The 16365-nt window shown below is 71.8% G+C and carries 8 protein-coding genes; 5 read left to right on the top strand and 3 right to left on the bottom strand.

Translation table 11 applies throughout. The features are described from left to right. Positions 1-748 precede the first annotated feature (748 nt). Both KYY02_RS30655 and KYY02_RS30660 read left to right on the top strand, forming a co-directional pair. A complete protein-coding gene (locus KYY02_RS30655; RefSeq protein ID WP_371243688.1) occupies positions 749-3601 on the top strand; it encodes a LuxR C-terminal-related transcriptional regulator in 2853 nt (950 codons plus the stop codon). A gap of 620 nt (positions 3602-4221) precedes the next feature. Beyond that, positions 4222-5472: an MFS transporter gene (locus tag KYY02_RS30660; protein ID WP_371243690.1), complete on the top strand. Its 1251-nt coding sequence runs from the start codon at positions 4222-4224 to the stop codon at positions 5470-5472. 168 nt (positions 5473-5640) lie between these two features. Here KYY02_RS30660 and KYY02_RS30665 read toward each other — a convergent pair whose 3' ends face one another. Then, positions 5641-6810 (bottom strand): DUF3103 family protein, encoded by a 1170-nt coding sequence (locus tag KYY02_RS30665; protein ID WP_371243692.1) that lies wholly within the window; start codon positions 6808-6810, stop codon positions 5641-5643. Between the two features lie 987 nt (positions 6811-7797). Between KYY02_RS30665 and sph the strand changes: the two genes are divergently transcribed. Next, a complete protein-coding gene (sph, locus tag KYY02_RS30670; RefSeq protein WP_371243694.1) occupies positions 7798-8754 on the top strand; it encodes a sphingomyelin phosphodiesterase in 957 nt (318 codons plus the stop codon). A gap of 545 nt (positions 8755-9299) precedes the next feature. Here sph and KYY02_RS30675 read toward each other — a convergent pair. Then, entirely contained in the window at positions 9300-11972 is a 2673-nt protein-coding gene (locus tag KYY02_RS30675; RefSeq protein WP_371243696.1) for a helix-turn-helix transcriptional regulator, read from the bottom strand. Between the two features lie 228 nt (positions 11973-12200). Beyond that, positions 12201-12575, bottom strand: coding sequence for a hypothetical protein (locus KYY02_RS30680; RefSeq protein ID WP_371243698.1), 375 nt, complete (start codon positions 12573-12575; stop codon positions 12201-12203). Positions 12576-13178: 603 nt separating this feature from the next. On the opposite strand from KYY02_RS30680, the gene KYY02_RS30685 reads away from it, so the two are divergent. Next, a complete protein-coding gene (locus KYY02_RS30685) occupies positions 13179-15620 on the top strand; it encodes a SpoIIE family protein phosphatase (RefSeq protein WP_371243700.1) in 2442 nt (813 codons plus the stop codon). Positions 15621-15922: 302 nt separating this feature from the next. Next, positions 15923-16365: ATP-binding protein (locus KYY02_RS30690; RefSeq protein WP_371243703.1), on the top strand; the 443-nt coding region annotated here is incomplete at its 3' end.

Consider the following 16365-nt stretch of genomic DNA (forward strand, 5'->3'; position numbering starts at 1 on the left):
GTGGACATCTCCGAGCCGGACTGCCCCACGGCGGAGGCGCACCCGCCGTACGACTGGGTCACCGGTGCTCGGCACATCTGGGTAAGCAGTGCTCAGGACGGCGCGGAAGCGGTCCTCGACGGTGGGGCGACGCCGTCCTCGGCGCGGCCGACGGGGCGGGCGGACCTGCGTGCCGGTGCCGGCCCGGGGACCGCCGCCGTGCGTCGGCGCCACGCGCACGGCCCGTCCGGACGGTGTCGCCGTGACCGCGTGGGGAGCAGGCGTATGAGTAGCAATCACTCATGCTGCCCCGGGTCGCTCCCCCTGCATAATGACCGCACGGGCGGCACCTGCGGTCATCGCCGACCGGTGGCGCTGACGCCGTCGACGAGCACGCGAGCGTGCCCGTCGCGGATCAGGGGGGCCTGTCCGAACCGGCTGCGTCGGCGATGAAGGGAGTACCGGGTCATGGGTGGGAGCGGTCGACCATGCCCAGGACGCAGGCGGTCAGCAGCAGGTGAGGCGATGGCGCGAGCGGTCGGCGTCAGCACGGGGCGTCGCACGGTCCGGATCGACGGATCCGCTGTCTGAACGCCGGCCCTGACCGAGGACACAGGGCCGATACCCGGCACGCGCATCGCTGCACGCGGACCAACATGACCATTGACGCAGGTTCCGAACACTGCGGGCGCTGCTCATCCGCTCCGGATGGCTGGTCGTTCGACGTTCGGGCACTGCCGTGTGGTTCTTCTTGAACAGGGAGTTTCACGTGAGCGCCTCCGGTTCCTCAGGCCGTTCGAGCAAAGAAAGGCGTGGTACGCGCCGGCGCACGTCCGGTGTTCCGCACGTCTCATCGGCAGCCGAGGAACGGGGGCGGTACAGCGAACTGCTGCGCACGATCGAATCATCGCTTCCGCCTCTGGTCTGCAGGGAGGACGAACTGGCCATCGCCACGGAATGCCTGGCCGACCCGCAGCAGAACTGTCTGGTCGTCGAGGGCGACTCCGGCGTCGGCAAGAGCCGACTGGGTCTGGAGGTCCTGCGACTGGCGGCCCGCCAGGGACACCCGACGGCACGAGCCGTGGCCACCGTGGCGTCGGCGGCCATCCCGCTGGCCACGCTGGCCCATCTCCTGCCCGAGAACGTGGTGCTCCAGGACCCCGTGGCGCTCTTCCGGGCCACGGCCGCCGAACTGCGTCCCCTTCCCGCCGCACGGAGACTCGTGCTGATGGTGGATGACCTGCATCTCATCGATGGAACATCCATGAGCCTTCTTCGGCAACTGCTGGACGCGGACGTCATCTTCCTGATCGCTCTGGTGCGAACGAACGATGCCGACTCCCGCAACAGCGCCGCCCTGCAGGCGGACAGCACGCACACCTCCTGGATGCATCTGGAACCGTTCAGCGAGGAGGCGGTCGCGCAATACCTTCGGGTCGTACTGGACGGGCCTGTGAGCGGAACGGCCGTCGCCGGGTTCCATCGCTTGTCGAACGGCAACGCCCTGCTGCTCCGAGAACTCCTCGTGGGCGCTCTGAAGGCAGGCAGCCTGCACCGCGTCAGCTCCATCTGGCAGCTGGAGGAACACGCAGTCAGCAGTCCGACACTCGCCAGGATGATAAGCCGGCGTCTCGATGTGCTCGGGCCCGCTGAGCACAGTCTCGTGGAAACGCTGGCATGCTGTGAGCCCCTCGACATCGAGGCCCTGGAATCCGGTGTGCCGAAAGCCGACCTGGGCCGGTTGGAGTCCGAAGGCATCGTCCGAGTGCGGCACAGCGGACAGCGGCACATGTGCAGCCTCGCTCACCCCCTGTACGGAGAGGTGATACGCCGGCGGATTCCACGGGTGCGGCAGCGGGCCATCTACCGGGAGCAGGCGAACTGGCTCAAACGCCGGGGACGCCGCCGCCGTGACGACGCGATGCGAATAGCGACCTTCGAACTCGCGGCCGATGGCACGACCAGCACGCCAACCCTGCTGTCCGCCGCGAGACTTGCGCGGCACGGCCGCGACCACGAGAAGGTCATCGAACTCCTCGAAGCGATTCCGCAGGCCGAAGCCGATTTCTCCGTGGCCTCGATGCGGGGTGAGGCGTACTACCAGATCGGTGACTTCTCCGAAGCGGAGGAGGCGCTGGGCCGGGCCTACGAGTTGGCACCGGACGTCGAGCAGTTCCTGTCCGTCGTGATGCTGCGCACGCAGAACGCCTTCTACGGCCAGTGCTCACTGACGAGGGCATTGGAGATCAACTCGGAGGCCGTGCGGGACGAGCGGTTCCCCGCGGCGGGACCCGTTCTGAAGATCATCGAGGCGGCCATCCGGCTCTACTCGGACACCACGGGCGACGTGCTGGAGATGCTGCGCGACGTGGAGCGGATCCCGGTGCCGCCCGTGCGGCACTGGGCCCTGTTGCAGAGGTCGCTCGCCCTCTCGTTCCGCGGCCGGAGCGACGAGGCGGTGAAGTGCGCCCGGCGGGCCCATGCGGAACACCAGGAGTACATACGCGAGGAGAAGCACCAAGACCACCCGACACATGACTCGCTGCCGGCGGCGTGGGTGACACTGGCGTACGTCGAGGGCGGTCTTTTCGACGACGCGCGGGCGGTGGCGGGCGCGGCCTACGACTACGCCCTCAAGACGTGCTCGCGGCAGCCGCAGTCGCTCCACGCGTGCCAGCTCGGCCGGTGCGAACTGGTGGCCGGCAACCTGAAGGCCGCTCGTGCGTGGTACCTGGAAGCGGTCGCCTCCGCGCACGGCCTGCGGCAGCCCATGATCCACGAACAGGCGTGGGCGGGGCTGATGGCGGTGCACGCCCAGCTCGGTGAGACCGAGCAGGCGCTCTTCGCCGCAGCCAGGTACGAGGAGACCATGGCGGAACGACCCACCCGCGGCGTGGAGGTGGCGATGAGCGTGGCGGCGGTCGGCAGAGCCTGGCTGCAGTTCGCTCTCGGGGAGCCGGAAAGAGCCGTCGGGGAACTCGACGAGGCGATCGAGCGTCTGCGGGCGAAGCAGCAGTACGCCAACGAGGGATGGCTGCTCATCGAGAAAGTCCGTCTGGGCGGGGCCGACGAGGCGAGCGCGCGACTCGACGAGCTGGCACGCCGGCATCCCGGTTCGCTGATGAGGGTCCGCAGCGAGATCGCTTCGGCCGTGGTGGCCCGCAACGGCGAAGACCTCATGGGATCCGTCGAGTCGTGCTCCGGCATCGGTCTGCATCTGCTGGCCGCGGAGACCTCACTGGCTGCCTCGCAGGCCTTCACGGCCCGGGGCGACAAGAAGCGCGCGGCCAGGGCGTTGCAGGTCAGTGAGTGGCATTGCCACCGGTCGGGAGGGGCCCGGACACCGGGGCTGACGCGGTGGCCCGGTGCGGCCCCCCTGACCCGCCGGGAGCGGGAGGTCTCCCTCCTCGCGGCGAAGGGCATGACGAGCAGGCAGATCGCCGCCCACCTCGTCCTGTCCGCCAGGACGGTCGAGAACGTCCTGCAGCGCGTCTACAACAAGACCGGCGTCAGTTCCCGCCGGGAGCTGACGGAGGCCCTGAGCACGGTGGTGTCCGGTCACCTCGAGGAGAACCCGGACACGGACGGCGTCCGGAAGCCGGCGCGACGATCACTGCGGTAGGCGGTGGACGGCGGGTGAGGCACGGTCGCGCTCCGGCCTGCGGCCCCGGGAAGCGGTGCGGAGTCGACGCTTCGTCGGATTCGTTTTCCGTGGGGGAACTTCGCGCACGACGCCGCGCCTCGGGGCGGCAGCGCGGACCGGAATCGGTCAAACGCTGCTCATGCCCCGTGGCCGGGGGGTGCGTCATGCTCGGGCCACGTCCGGATCCGAGGAGCACCGACGTCCGCGATCCGCGGTCGGCTCCGGGCGCCTCGCGCGGGCCTCGGCACCACCGACAACCCGCGTCACCGCTTGACCCGACGGCCGGGCGTCACACCCCAGGTCTGCCGGCGCACGTTCCGCACGCCGGGAGCGGCGCACAGGACGGTGACCTCCGGGTCCCGCACCGCGGGATCCCCGTACCGTGGCGCGCCGCCCCCGGCGCCCGACCGGAGGCATCGCTCCCGTACGCACGGATCCGCCGCCGGTGACGCGGCGTCCGGCTCCGGAACCGTCGGTGGACCGACGACGAGCCTCACCTGCTCCCGACCGCCTCCGCGCGGTCCGCTCCCGCCTCCATGACGCGACACCGGACCGGCGCTCCGCCCTCACAACTGCGGCCGCCCCGTAAGGAAACCCCTGTGACGACCACCGCACACGACTCTCCGACCGACGCACCGCCGGACTGCGCCGCACAACGCCGTGTCCTGACCGTCCTGGTCGCCTCCCAGATCCTCAGCGGCGCCGGCCTCGCCGCCGGCATCACCGTCGGCGCCCTGCTCGCGCAGGACATGCTCGGCTCGACCGACCTCGCCGGCCTGCCGAGCGCCTTGTTCACCGCGGGGTCGGCTCTCGCCGCCGTGGGCGTCGGCCGCGTGTCCCACTCCCGCGGCCGCCGACCAGGCCTGGCAGCCGGGTACCTCACCGGTGCCGTCGGCTCGGCCGGCGTCGTCGCGGCAGCAGCCGCCGGCAGCGCCGTGCTCCTGTTCGTCGCCCTGTTCGTCTACGGGGCCGGCACGGCCGCCAACCTCCGGGCCCGTTACGCCGGCGCCGACCTGGCCGCTCCCGCCCATCGCGCCCGGGCCGTCTCGACGGTCCTGGTCGCCACCACCCTCGGCGGCGTCGTCGGCCCCACGCTCGCCGGTCCCACCGGCGTCCTCGCCGACACCCTGGGCATGCCCACGCTCGCCGGGCCGTTCCTCCTCGCCGGCGCCGCCTACGGCCTGGCCGCCCTCGTCCTGCTCGTCTGGCTCCTTCCCGATCCCCTGCTCCTCTCCCGCCGTCTCGAAGCGGAGCGGCACACGGCCACCACCGCCACCGCCCCGGCGCCGGGCGCCGGCCGCGGACCGGACCTCGTCCTCGGCACCCTCACGATGATCCTGACTCAACTCGTCATGGTCGCCGTGATGACGATGACCCCCGTGCACATGCACGACCACGGGCACGGCACCACCGCTTCAGGCCTCGTGATCGGCATCCACGTCGGTGCGATGTACCTGCCGTCGCCTTTGACGGGCTGGCTCGTCGACCGGTACGGCCGCAGGACCGTCGCCGCGGCCTCCGGCCTCACCCTGCTGGCCGCGGGCCTCACCGCGGCCGCGGCCCCGGCGCACTCCGTCGCCCCGCTCGCCCTGGCGCTCGCCCTCCTCGGCCTCGGCTGGAACTTCGGCCTCGTCTCCGGAACGGTCATGATCACCGACGCCCTGCCGCCGGCCACCCGCGCCAAGGCACAGGGCATGGTCGACGTCTCCATCGCTGTCGCGGGGGCCGCCGGCGGACTCGCCTCCGGAGTCGTCGTCTCCGTCGGCGGTTTCCCGATCCTCGCGCTCGCCTCCGGGCTCCTGGCCCTCGCCCTCCTCCCCGCCGTCGCCGCCACCGCGAACAGCCGATGAGTCCGCCGCGCACACGTCGGCCGTCACCGGCCGGTTCGCACGAGCACCGTGTGTCCGGGGTACGGCCGTCCGACGGTCTCCAGGTGGAGCCGCACGCCTTCCGGCGTGCGGCTCCACGATCGCCTGTCATGCCCCGCAGGCGTCTGCGGGGCCCCGGGCCTCCGATCCTCAGAGCTCGCCCACGTAGAAGGGGGCGAGGTTGAGGGTGCCGTTGCCGGCCGCTCCGCGGACCTGACCCGCGGTGTGCCTCTGCACGGTGTACCAGGAGTCCACGTAGTCGTGGTCATCGCTGAACCAGCCCTGCGGGATGGCGTTGATGACGGCTTCGACCAGCGGAACGTACTGCCCCTGCTGGATGACCACCAGCAGGGCCTTGGCGACGGTCCTGGCGAGTTCGGCGTAGTTCGCCGTATCGTCCTCCTCCATCATGACCACGTCGGCCGCGTTGAACTTGAAGTGCGACCAGTTGACAAGTATCTGATGGGGGTTGTAGGTCTCGCCGTCGTGATCCAGATAGGGCATCTCGACGGTGTCGACCTGGGGCTGACCGTTGGGGTTCACCCCGGCGACGAGGGCGTAGATCTCCGCTCCGCCCTTGTGCCAGGGCTCCATGTCGTCCTTGAGCCGGGCGCTCTCCATCATCGTGGCGTCGTAGCCACCGCTCGCCCTCATGCCCGCGCCGCGGTCGGCCTTACCGGGGGCTGCGGCCGGGACGTCGGCGTTCACGCCGTGCTGCGCCAGGGTTTCGCGCAGTTGGGCCAGGCCCGCCTGCAGGCTCTTCTCGCCGTCGATGCCCACGACGAGGACGACGCGGCCGGGCACGGTGCGCGCGTCGAGTCGGTGCACACGGCCTCTGCTGTCGTAGGCGGTGATCGTGTCGGCGTCCTCGTCGGCCTCGCCGGCGACCAGGAGGGGCTCCCCCTTGCGCACCTGGTCACGCATGGAGTCGTCCCCGAGCCGCAGCTCGATGAGCGAACCCGCTCCGTCCTGCAGCCCCCGAGCCTGCAGGACGGCGGCGTTGCCGCGGTCCACCTGTCGGGCGAAGTGCTCCAGCCCCCGGGTCCTGTCGGCGAGGTCCGCCAGATCGGTGGACCCGCTCCCGCCGTTCACGGACTCGCGCACCTGCCGCTCCACGTCCCGGGCGCCGAGCGCACCGGCGAACTGCTTCGCCAACTGGTCGGTGACGGCGGTCACCGACCGGTCGGTTCCGTGGGCAGAGGCCCGTTCGCCGGCCGGTCCTGCGGGGACGGCGGCGGATCCGACCCCCGCGGTGCTGAGCAGCACGGCGGAAGTGGCGAGCGGAATCATGGCGCGCATTGCTGTCTTGCTGATACGCATGTGGCGTAAACCCTTCGGTGGTACCGGTCGGCGCGGTGCCGAACCGGCGTTGGGACGAACAGCACGGATGACGGCGAGTCGCGGCGGCCACGGCGGCACGCCGCCGTGTGGCGGGGCCGCCTGCTGCGGGGCACGTTCCGTCGCGCGGACGAGGAAAGCCCGTAAGCAGGCCGACGCGTTCGCGTCACCGTGGGGGAAGTGGGTCGGGCCGCGTGGCGGTCGGCGACAGCCGGCTGCCTGATCGGCCGCGGTGCGGCTTCGGGGCCTCCCCCGAGCCCCTCGGACGTTCAAGACCTTAGGAGCCTTCCCCGAGGAGGCTCATGAGTAGGATCTGCTCCATTCGGGGGAGCAGCGTCCGATGTCCGGCGCACGACGGAGGGGCCTCCGTCTGTGCCCTGCGAAGGTCCCCCTGTGGTTTCCGGCAGGTGGCGCGGACGCACCCCGGTTCCTCCGTCCCGCGGGGAGTGCGGCGTCCAACCGGCCGCGCGGTCCGTGCCATGGAGGCCGCCGCGAAACGGACGGGGCGTCGGCGACGGCCCGCCGGTGCGTCGGTCCGGCGCCGGCCTGCGCCGGGTCGTACACATGCAGGAGTACCTGCCGGCCTCCCGGCAGCCGGGACGGCGGGTGAAGGAACGCGTCGTCGGGGCGCGTCACGGGACGCCTCTCCCCCTGCCCGCGTGGCACACGGCCGCACACCGGACGTCCGGAGGCGCGGCACCCGTGGGCGAGGACCATGAGCGCCACAGCGACGTCCGGAGCGGCGACGGCTGCGGAAGTGTCCGGGGCCGGGGCGCTTGAGGGGCGCCGACGGGACGTTCCGGTCCGGGAGCACCGGATGCCCCGAGAAGCCGCGTGCGGCGTCGAGTCATGCGTGACCGGCGGTGAACGGACCGGTGCGCGCAGGTGAGTGACTTCTACTCACGACAGTCGGACCGTGCCGGGCCACACTGTTCCGGGTCCGCGCCTCACCGATCGGGAGAAATCCACATGCAGTTCCGCACGGCCGCCGTGATCACTGCCGTACTCGCCCTGGCGGGCGCCCCCGCCGTCGCCTCAGCCGCTCCCCCTCAGCCCGCGACTTCCGCTTCCGCTCCCGCACTTCGGGTGCTGACGACCAACACCATGCTTCTGCCGTCCTTCATCACCGACGGATGGGCTCAGGACCGGCGTGGCGAGCTGATCGGGTCGGCGCCCTATCTCTCCGGCAACGACGTCGTGGTGTTCCAGGAGCTCTTCGACAACAGCGCTTCGGAGATCCTGCTCGACAGGCTCGAGGGCCATCCCCACCGCACGCCTGTCGTCGGCCGGTCCAAGAGCGGGTGGGACGAGACACGAGGCGCCTATTCCTCCCTCGCTCCGGAGGACGGCGGTGTCGCCATCGCCAGCCGATGGCCCATCACACGCAGGATCCAGTACATCTTCGAGGACGAGTGCGGCACGGACGCCCTGTCGCAGAAGGGGTTCGCCTACGCGCGGCTCGACGTGGACGGGCGTCCCGTCCACGTCGTCGGAACCCATCTGCAGGCCGACGACGCCCTGTGCGGCGGGGGGCAGGCGGCCCGGGTACGGGCGTCCCAGCTGTCCGAGATGCGCTCCTTCGTGGACGAGCTGCGCCTTCCCGTCGAGGAGCCGGTGCTGTTCGTCGGTGACCTCAACGTGGACCGCCACTCCGACGAGTACCCCGCGATGCTGCAAACGCTCGACGCGGCCTCGCCGGAGTACGGCGGGCACCCCTACACATTCGATCCGGCCACGAACGACGTCGCGCGCGCACGGTCGGGCGAATCGCCGTCGCAGTGGCTCGACTACGTGCTCTACGACAACCGGCACGCCCGCCCGGACTCCTGGCACAACACCGGTCAGGAGGTCTCCTCGCCCGCCTGGGAGGTGGGGGGCGACACATACACGCGGTACTCGGACCACTATCCGGTCCTCGGTTCCTGACGCGCGAAGCCGTTCAGGAGCGCGAGCCGGGTACGCGTCGCTCGGTCGACCGCCGAGGTCTGCGCCGTGTGCCGGAGTCGCCCTCCCGGGCCGTCGGCCGCCCCGGACAACGAGCAGGCACGCTCGGTACGGGACCGGGCGGCCACCCGGCGCGGCCGCCGCGATGACGAGCGCGGGTTCCTCCCGTGTGCGTCCGGCGGCTTCGTCCGGGACTCGACCGGCATCACGTCCCGCCCGGCGAAGCACGGCCCTCGTGACGGCTCACCGGGGGAGCAGCAGGGAACGGCGCGGCGCTGGACGGGCGGTGAGACGACGGGGAACGCTGCCGGTCCGGGCCCGAAGACCGTGCGGCCGTCGGCTCGTGCGCCGAGCCCCGGCACGGTCCTGCCCGGCGCCCGCGACCTCCCGTCCCTCGACGCGTTCCCCCGCCCCGGACCGCTTCCTGAGTACGGAGTACCCGGTCTGCCCGGCCCGTGCGTGGCGTGGCGCGCCGCGCCGCGCCTTCGGCGGCGGACCGGAGCGGCACACCCTTCGCCTGCTCCCCGCTACTCCACGGATCCGCGCGACACGGCGATCCCCAAAACGCTCGCCAGCTCCTGACGATTCGAGATGCCGAGCTTGGCGTAGGCGTTCTGCAGGTGGTTGTTCACCGTGCGGACGGAGATGTGGAGCGCCTGCGCGATGTCACGGCCGGCTCGTCCCCCCGCGGCGAGGAGAGCCACTTCCTGCTCCCGTGGAGTGAGCGTGGAAGCCGACTCGGCCAGGGTCAGGACGGGTGTGCGGGCCCCTTCGCAGGACGCCGCGTGGTACCGGGCCTGTTGTGCGGCGCCGGCCGCCTGACGCGACCGTCCGGACCCGCTCCAGAGGGAAGCCGCCGTGGTGGCCGCCTCGCTCGCGAACAGGCGGAGGCCCGCTTGGCCCAACTCCTTCGCCGCCCTCAGCAGCAGGTCGGGGTCCTGTGACGCCAGCGCACGGACGTATTCGGTGCGCAGCGCGACGAGCCTGCCCTCGCTCAGCTTCGTGATCTCACCCAGACGAGCGGTGACGTCCCCGGCGCCGCCCAGGCGGGCGACGTCCGTGAGCAACCATGCCTCCGAGGGTCCGTGTCCGGTGAAGCGAGCGAGACCGGCCGCCTCCAGCAGCAGGCCGCGGGCCCCCTTGAGGTCCCCCCGAGCGGCACGGCGCCAGGCGTCGCCCAGGTAATCCTCACCGGGGAACCACTCGACGGCCGGGTAGTCCTCGGCTCTCGCCATCGCCTCGTCGGCCGCGTTGAGCTCGCCCAGCAGCGCCGCGCACATGGCCACCCCGGAGAACGCCAGCCTCTGCGGCTTGGACTGCCGTCGGGCCGAGGCGGTCGTGGCCGACTCGGCGTACCACCTGCGCGCCGACTTCACCCGGCCGGCGAGCAGTTCGGCACGTGCGATGATCAGCGCCAGCCATGCCTGGGGACCTGGTGTGCGGGTGAGGATCAGGTCGTCGTAGCCCTTCTGCCCCACTTCGAGCGCCTCGCCGATCCGGGCGTGCTCGGTGAGGGCCAGCGCCAAGGGGGGAACGGACGCCGCGGGATGGGACAGCAGGGCGTGTTCGTCGACCTCGCGATGGGCGGCGTAGGCCTGTTCGGCCCATGTGACCGCTTCGGCGACGCGGCCGACCGCCGTCATGCCGATGCTCTTGGCCATGGCCCCCCACAGCCAGGCGTCCACGTCCACGCCCTCGCCTATGCGCTCGGACAGCTCCAGGTCGAGTACATGGAGCCCTTCGCTCGGTTCGCCGGAGAAGACGCGGATGACCCCCTCGTTGACGTGCAACAACCGCCGGCCCAGCGGGTTCCGTGTCCGGGCGCGAGCGGCTGCTATGACATCGAGGGCGGTTTCGGCGCGGTCCCCGGTCCAGAGCAGGTTCATCGCCCGGCTGATGGTGGCGGCGATGGCCTGGAACTCGTCCGTGGCGTCGGCCTCCACGGAGGCGAGCACGTCGTCCGCCCGCTCCCACTGGCCCAGCTCGCGCAACGCCTCCCCGCGCATGAGCCCGACCGACGTGTCGTACCCCTCCGGCAGGGCGTCCAGCAAGGTGACGACCTGCTGGTAGTCGTGCGCGTGCCGAGCCACGGCGGCCGCGCGCGTCAGCAGTTCGGGATCCGCCGTTCCGGTGGCCGCCAGCCTCCACGACGCGATGTGCAGGGCGTCGTCGCGGCGGCGCAGGCCGTGGCCCTCGGTGCGCTCCGCCTGGGCCAGCAGGAGGCCGCGGCGGCGCGAGGGCGGCAGTTCGTCCCGGAGCACTTCCGCGTACAGCGGATGGGCCAGCGTGACCACGGCACGACGGCCGTCGTGGTGCGTGCTGGTGATCGCCAGCCTTTCGAGGTCCTCCAACGGCGTGGTGGCCTCCAGATCCGGGAACGGCAACTGTCCGCAGAGCGCGAGCAGTTTCAACGCCGGTCGGGCACGTGGGTCGGCGATGCCGAGCCGCGCGGCGATGAGTTCGGTCAGCACCGGGGTCCGGGCCAACAGGCGCTCCTCCGACTGCCAGACCTGGCCGTCCGTGGTGAGCGTGCCGGCCGCCAGCCCGCCGAGCACCAGCTCACGGAGGTAAAGGACGTTCCCCTGGCTCGCCGTGAACAGCTCGTGCAGGGTTCGTCGTCCGATGGTGCCGCCCAGCACGGACTCGAGCAGCAGCTTGACCTTCTCCTGGTCGAGCGTTCCGAGGTCGACCCGGCGTACCGCGTCGCCCTGGGTGAGGGCCTGCGCCGCGTCGCTGAGTGCCGTTCCGGTCCGTAAGGTCGCGACGAGTCGTATCAGGCCCGCGTCCATCAGCTGACGGAGCAGCACGGTGGACGCGGTGTCGAGCAGGTGCACGTCGTCGACGAACAGCAGGTGCTGCGCGGCACGTTCCCGCCCCGCGAACACCGCGGAGACCGCCGCGAAGCCCCTGACCGGGTCGGACAGGTCCACACTGGCGGGTATCAGGTGGGCCACAGCCCCCAGCGGCACCGTTCGGGCCGCCTCCGTGGCAGTGATCCGGGACAGCTTGACGTCCCTGCCCGGCAGCCGGGACAGCCACTCCTCAGCCAGGCGGGTCTTGCCCACCCCGGCCGGGCCCGCGATCACGAAGCCGCGGAAACGTGGGGTGGCCAGAGCCGAGTCGAAGGCCGCCAGTTCCGCGTCCCTGCCCACGAGCGGCCAGAGACGGGCGCTGTCCGGCACATCCGTGACACTTTCCACTGTTCCCGAAATCCTCTCTCCAGTGTTGAGCGCGTTCGTGTGAACATCGGGACGCCGTGCCCGCGGACCGGTCGACGGATGCGGGGCGTGGGCGCGATGACCGCCCGGCGGCCCTCGTGCCGTCCTGGTCACGGAAGCACCCCAGCGGTCACGGGCACCGCGCGGCGCGCTCGGGTGAGCAGGCCGGCGTGGCCGGGCGCCGGGGCGCGTGGAATGTGACCGCTCCCGTCACCGTCCCGGGGCGCCGCACCGGACCATCGGCGGCCTCGCCCGGCTGCGGAGGCCGTGCGACCGGCGGCGGGGTGTGCCGGGGGCCGCCCCGCGAAGGGGCGTCGGAGCCAGTCGCCCCTGCCGCCGCCCCCTCGACAGCCACTGGTCGGGGTATGCCGCCCGGCCGGTACTCCGGTAGGTGTCCAGCCCCACCCGCAAGGAGCGGAAGGCGCCGCTGTCCGCGCTGAACGACCCCGGCTTCTCGTCCGTCTCCGGCACGACGTCCATGGCCTGCTCGCCGACGACGAGGCTCAGCTCGACCCGGTGCAGCACTCGGCACCGCTGCTCCGGCGGCGGACGCACGGTGACCGGGTCCAGGCCGCCGGCGTCCACGACCCGCGCGATCGTCGGCCCGTGCGGTCCACGGACCCGCCCTGGATCCGCGCTTCCCCCCGGACGACCCCGTCCGGAACCACGTCGCCCCCGTGCGGCACCGTCTCGACCGGGATCCCGTCGGCACCCGGACTCGCCGACAGCCTTCTGAACGGCATGACGTTCCTTTGCTCTGCCAGGTGGGCGATCAACGTGTCTGCCCGTGCTGATCAAAGTAGACGCGATCCCCTCGCGTTCGGCTCCCCTTTTTCGCAACCGGAGCGCCTTGGGCAGGGGGCGACAGGGTCACCCGCGGCGTCCTGCGGGACCGGCTCCTGACGCGGGCAACGCTCACACACCCGCAAGCTGGGGCTGGAGCCGTTCGGGATCCCGGACACGGTCGTGGAGCCCGGCGTCCTGCGCACCGGCCTCCTCGGCACCGGCTCCCTGTCGGGTCGTGTCCGCGCGTCCGGGCAGCGCACGTCGCGCCGGGACCGAAGGGGCGGCGCGGGGGAGTCACGGCCGGGGGCGCGGTGCGGGAACGGAGCCGGTGCGGGTCGTCGCGGGACCACCGCCGACCGGGGAACCCGGACGATAAAATATCCCCGTACCTGGACGAAGTGGATGAATATGTCACTACAGGACAACGGGGCTGGGATCCGGCCCGACGGCCCGCCCGGGCCGTACACCACGACCTCGACCACCGCCGTCGCCGTCGCCATCGCCGACGAGCGAGGGGTGATCACGGGGTGGAGCGAGGAAGCCCGGAGCCTGCTCGGTTACGCATCCGGGGAGGTCGTCTCACGCTCCGCGGCCGATCTGCTCGTCTCCCACCTGCCCTCGTCCGCCCTGCGCCGTCTGGCGGAACGGGCGCCGTGGTACGGCGTCGTCCCGGCTCGGCACCGGGACGGCCGGACGGTGGAGGTGGCGGTCCGGGCCTGTCCGTGCCCGGGCGGGGACGGACGGACCCAATGGGTCCTCACGTCCCCGGTTCCGGACGGTCCGGGTCCGTCCGGGGACGAGGGCACCCTGCTGAGGGAACTCACCCTCGCCCAGCTGCCGGTCGCCGTGGCGTTCTACGACCGGGACAACCGGGTGGTGGGGGCCAACGACGTGATAGCCCGGACAGTGGGCCTGCCCGAGGAGCAGCTCCGAGGGCACCGCCTCATGGACTTCCTGCCCAGTCCGGCGTACGACGAATTCGCTGAGCTCCAGGACCAGGTGGTGCGCACCGGGCAACCCGTGCACGTGGTCCGGTACTTCCGGGCATCCGGCGAGTCACGGGGACGCTTCTGGTCCGTGTTCCTCTCTCCGCTGAAGAACCACCTCGGCCAGGTGCAGGGATCGTCCATCGCGCTTCTCGACATCACCGAGCAGCACCTGGCCCGCCAGCGGCTGCTGCTGGTCAACGAGGCCGGCAACCGCATCGGCAGCACCCTGGACGTCGCTCGTACCGCGCAGGAACTGGCCGACGTGATCGTCCCCCGGCTCGCCGACTACGCGTCCGTCGACCTGCTGGAGTTCATCCATCGCGGCAAGGAGCCGCCCGACGGCCCGCCGCGCGGTCCGATCACCATGCGCCGGACCGCCCGGCAGGCGGACACCGACGCCCTCCTCGGCACCATGCTCCGGCTGGGGAGCGAGGTGGAGTACCCGGCGTCCGCGCCCACGGCCGAGTGCCTGGCCACCGGCCGTTCCGCGGTGTACGAGGTGAAGGACTCCTCCATGGCCCGATGGACGGCCCAGGACCCCGAGCGGGCCACCCGGATCCTCCTGTCCGAAGCGCACTCGGTGATGGTGGTGCCGATGCGCGCTCGTGGTGTCACTCTCGGCTCGGTCTTCCTGGGGCGCACCCGGCACCCGGAGACGTTCCAGCAGGACGACGTCCTGCTGGCCGAGGAGATCACGGCCAGGGCCGCGGTGTGCATCGACAACGCCCGTCGCTACACCCGTGAGCGCATCACGGCCATGACCCTGCAGCGCAGTCTGCTGCCCGAGACACTGCCCTGCCAGCCGGCGGTCGAGGCCGCCTTCCGCTACCTGCCCGCCGGAGGCCGGGCCGGTGTGGGCGGCGACTGGTTCGACGTCATCCCGCTCTCCGGCGCCCGGGTCGCCCTGGTGGTCGGTGATGTCGTCGGCCACGGGGTCCCGGCCTCCGCCACCATGGGGCGACTGCGCACGGCCGTGCGGACCCTGGCCGACATCGACCTGCCGCCCGACGAACTGCTCACCCACCTCGACGACGTCGTCATCCGCCTGGCCTCCGAGGCCGCGGCCGACGCCGACATCGCCGGAGACATCGGCGCGACCTGTCTCTACGCGGTCTACGACCCCGTCTCCCGCCGCTGTTCCCTGGCCCGTGCCGGCCACCCGCCGCCCGTCGTGGTGTCCCCGGACGGCGAGGCGTCCTTCCTCGATCTCCCCGCGAGCCCGCCGCTCGGCCTGGGAGGCCTGCCCTTCGAGGCGTGCGAGGTCGAACTGCCCGAGGGCAGTCTCCTCGCCTTGTACACCGACGGCCTCATCGAAGCCCGCGGCCATGGGATCGACGAGAGGCTCGGTGCGCTGCGCCGAGCTTTCGCCCGGCCCGCGCAGGCGTTGGACACACTCTGCGACGACGTACTCGCAACCCTGCTGCCGGCCCCTCCCGACGACGACGTCGCCCTGCTCGTCGCCCGTACCCGCGTCCTGGGAGCCGGCCAGGTCGCCACCTGGAGTCTGCCCTCGGAACCCGTCGTCGTCGCCCGGGCACGCAAACAGGTCACCGACCAACTGACGGCCTGGGGGCTGGACGAGTCCGCCTTCATCACCGAGCTGGTGGTCAGCGAGCTGGTCACCAACGCCATCCGCTACGGCCGTCCCCCCATCCAGCTGCGGCTGATCCACGACGGCAGTCTCGTCTGCGAGGTCTCCGACGCCGGCAGCACCTCCCCGCACCTGCGCCGCGCCCGCTCCTTCGACGAGGGCGGACGCGGGCTGCTCCTCGTCGCCCAGTTCGCCTGGCACTGGGGCACCCGCCGTGCCGGGCGGGGCAAGACGATCTGGGCCGAGATCCCCCTGGCGGTCTGAGCGGACGTGGACGGCCGAGCCGCCTGACGGAACCGGGACTGTGGATCGTCCGGGTCCGTTGCGCAGCCAGTGGTGACGGCGGGTGCTCGTCCCCGGTCGGCCTCCCGCTCCCCGGCCCGCCTGCGGGAAGGCATGCCCGGTGACGACCGGGCCGGAGACCACGGCCCCGGAAGACGCCTCTTCGTCGACCGAGGCAGGCGATAGCCGCCAGATGACAGAACTATTGTAGGAGCGACAGATGTTCCTACACGCGGGAGACGTCAGCGTGCCGTGCGACATGCGGGAGTGACGTGGCGGTTGGCATGAGCGATACCGGACTGAACGGCTCGTCGGTCAGGCGCGTACCGGCTGACGCGGGCCTGCGAGAGGTCTCGATGACATTCGGCCGGGACACCTTGCGCATTGCCGACGCACGCGACTTCGCGGCCGGGTACCTCGCCGCCTCGTGGAAGGGCCGGGGGCACGCGTTGTCGGAGGACACCGTGGGCGCTGTCCTCCTGGTGGTGAGCGAGCTGATGACCAACGCGGTCAAGTACGGGTCCGGTCCCATCGAACTGACGCTGGCACGTACGGACGGCATGGTGACCGTCACCGTGCGGGACGGTGACACCACCCTGCCGGTACCCAGGCCCGCCGACCCCTGCCGGGTGGGACAGCACGGTCTGGAGATCGTCGCCGCGTTGAGCCAGGACGTCGACATCCGGCGTGAGCCGTCCGGTAAGCGCGTCACCGCGCGCATCGCGTT

The sequence above is a fragment of the Streptomyces pimonensis genome, from assembly GCF_041380215.1.
Taxonomy (GTDB): domain Bacteria; phylum Actinomycetota; class Actinomycetes; order Streptomycetales; family Streptomycetaceae; genus Streptomyces; species Streptomyces pimonensis.

Bases quoted from the DNA above. Each gene is read 5' to 3' on its own strand.
- KYY02_RS30665 (WP_371243692.1), bottom strand. From the start codon at position 6,810: ATGCGTATCAGCAAGACAGCAATGCGCGCCATGATTCCGCTCGCCACT.
- sph (WP_371243694.1), top strand. From the start codon at position 7,798: ATGCAGTTCCGCACGGCCGCCGTGATCACTGCCGTACTCGCCCTGGCG.
- KYY02_RS30685 (WP_371243700.1), top strand. From the start codon at position 13,179: ATGAATATGTCACTACAGGACAACGGGGCTGGGATCCGGCCCGACGGC.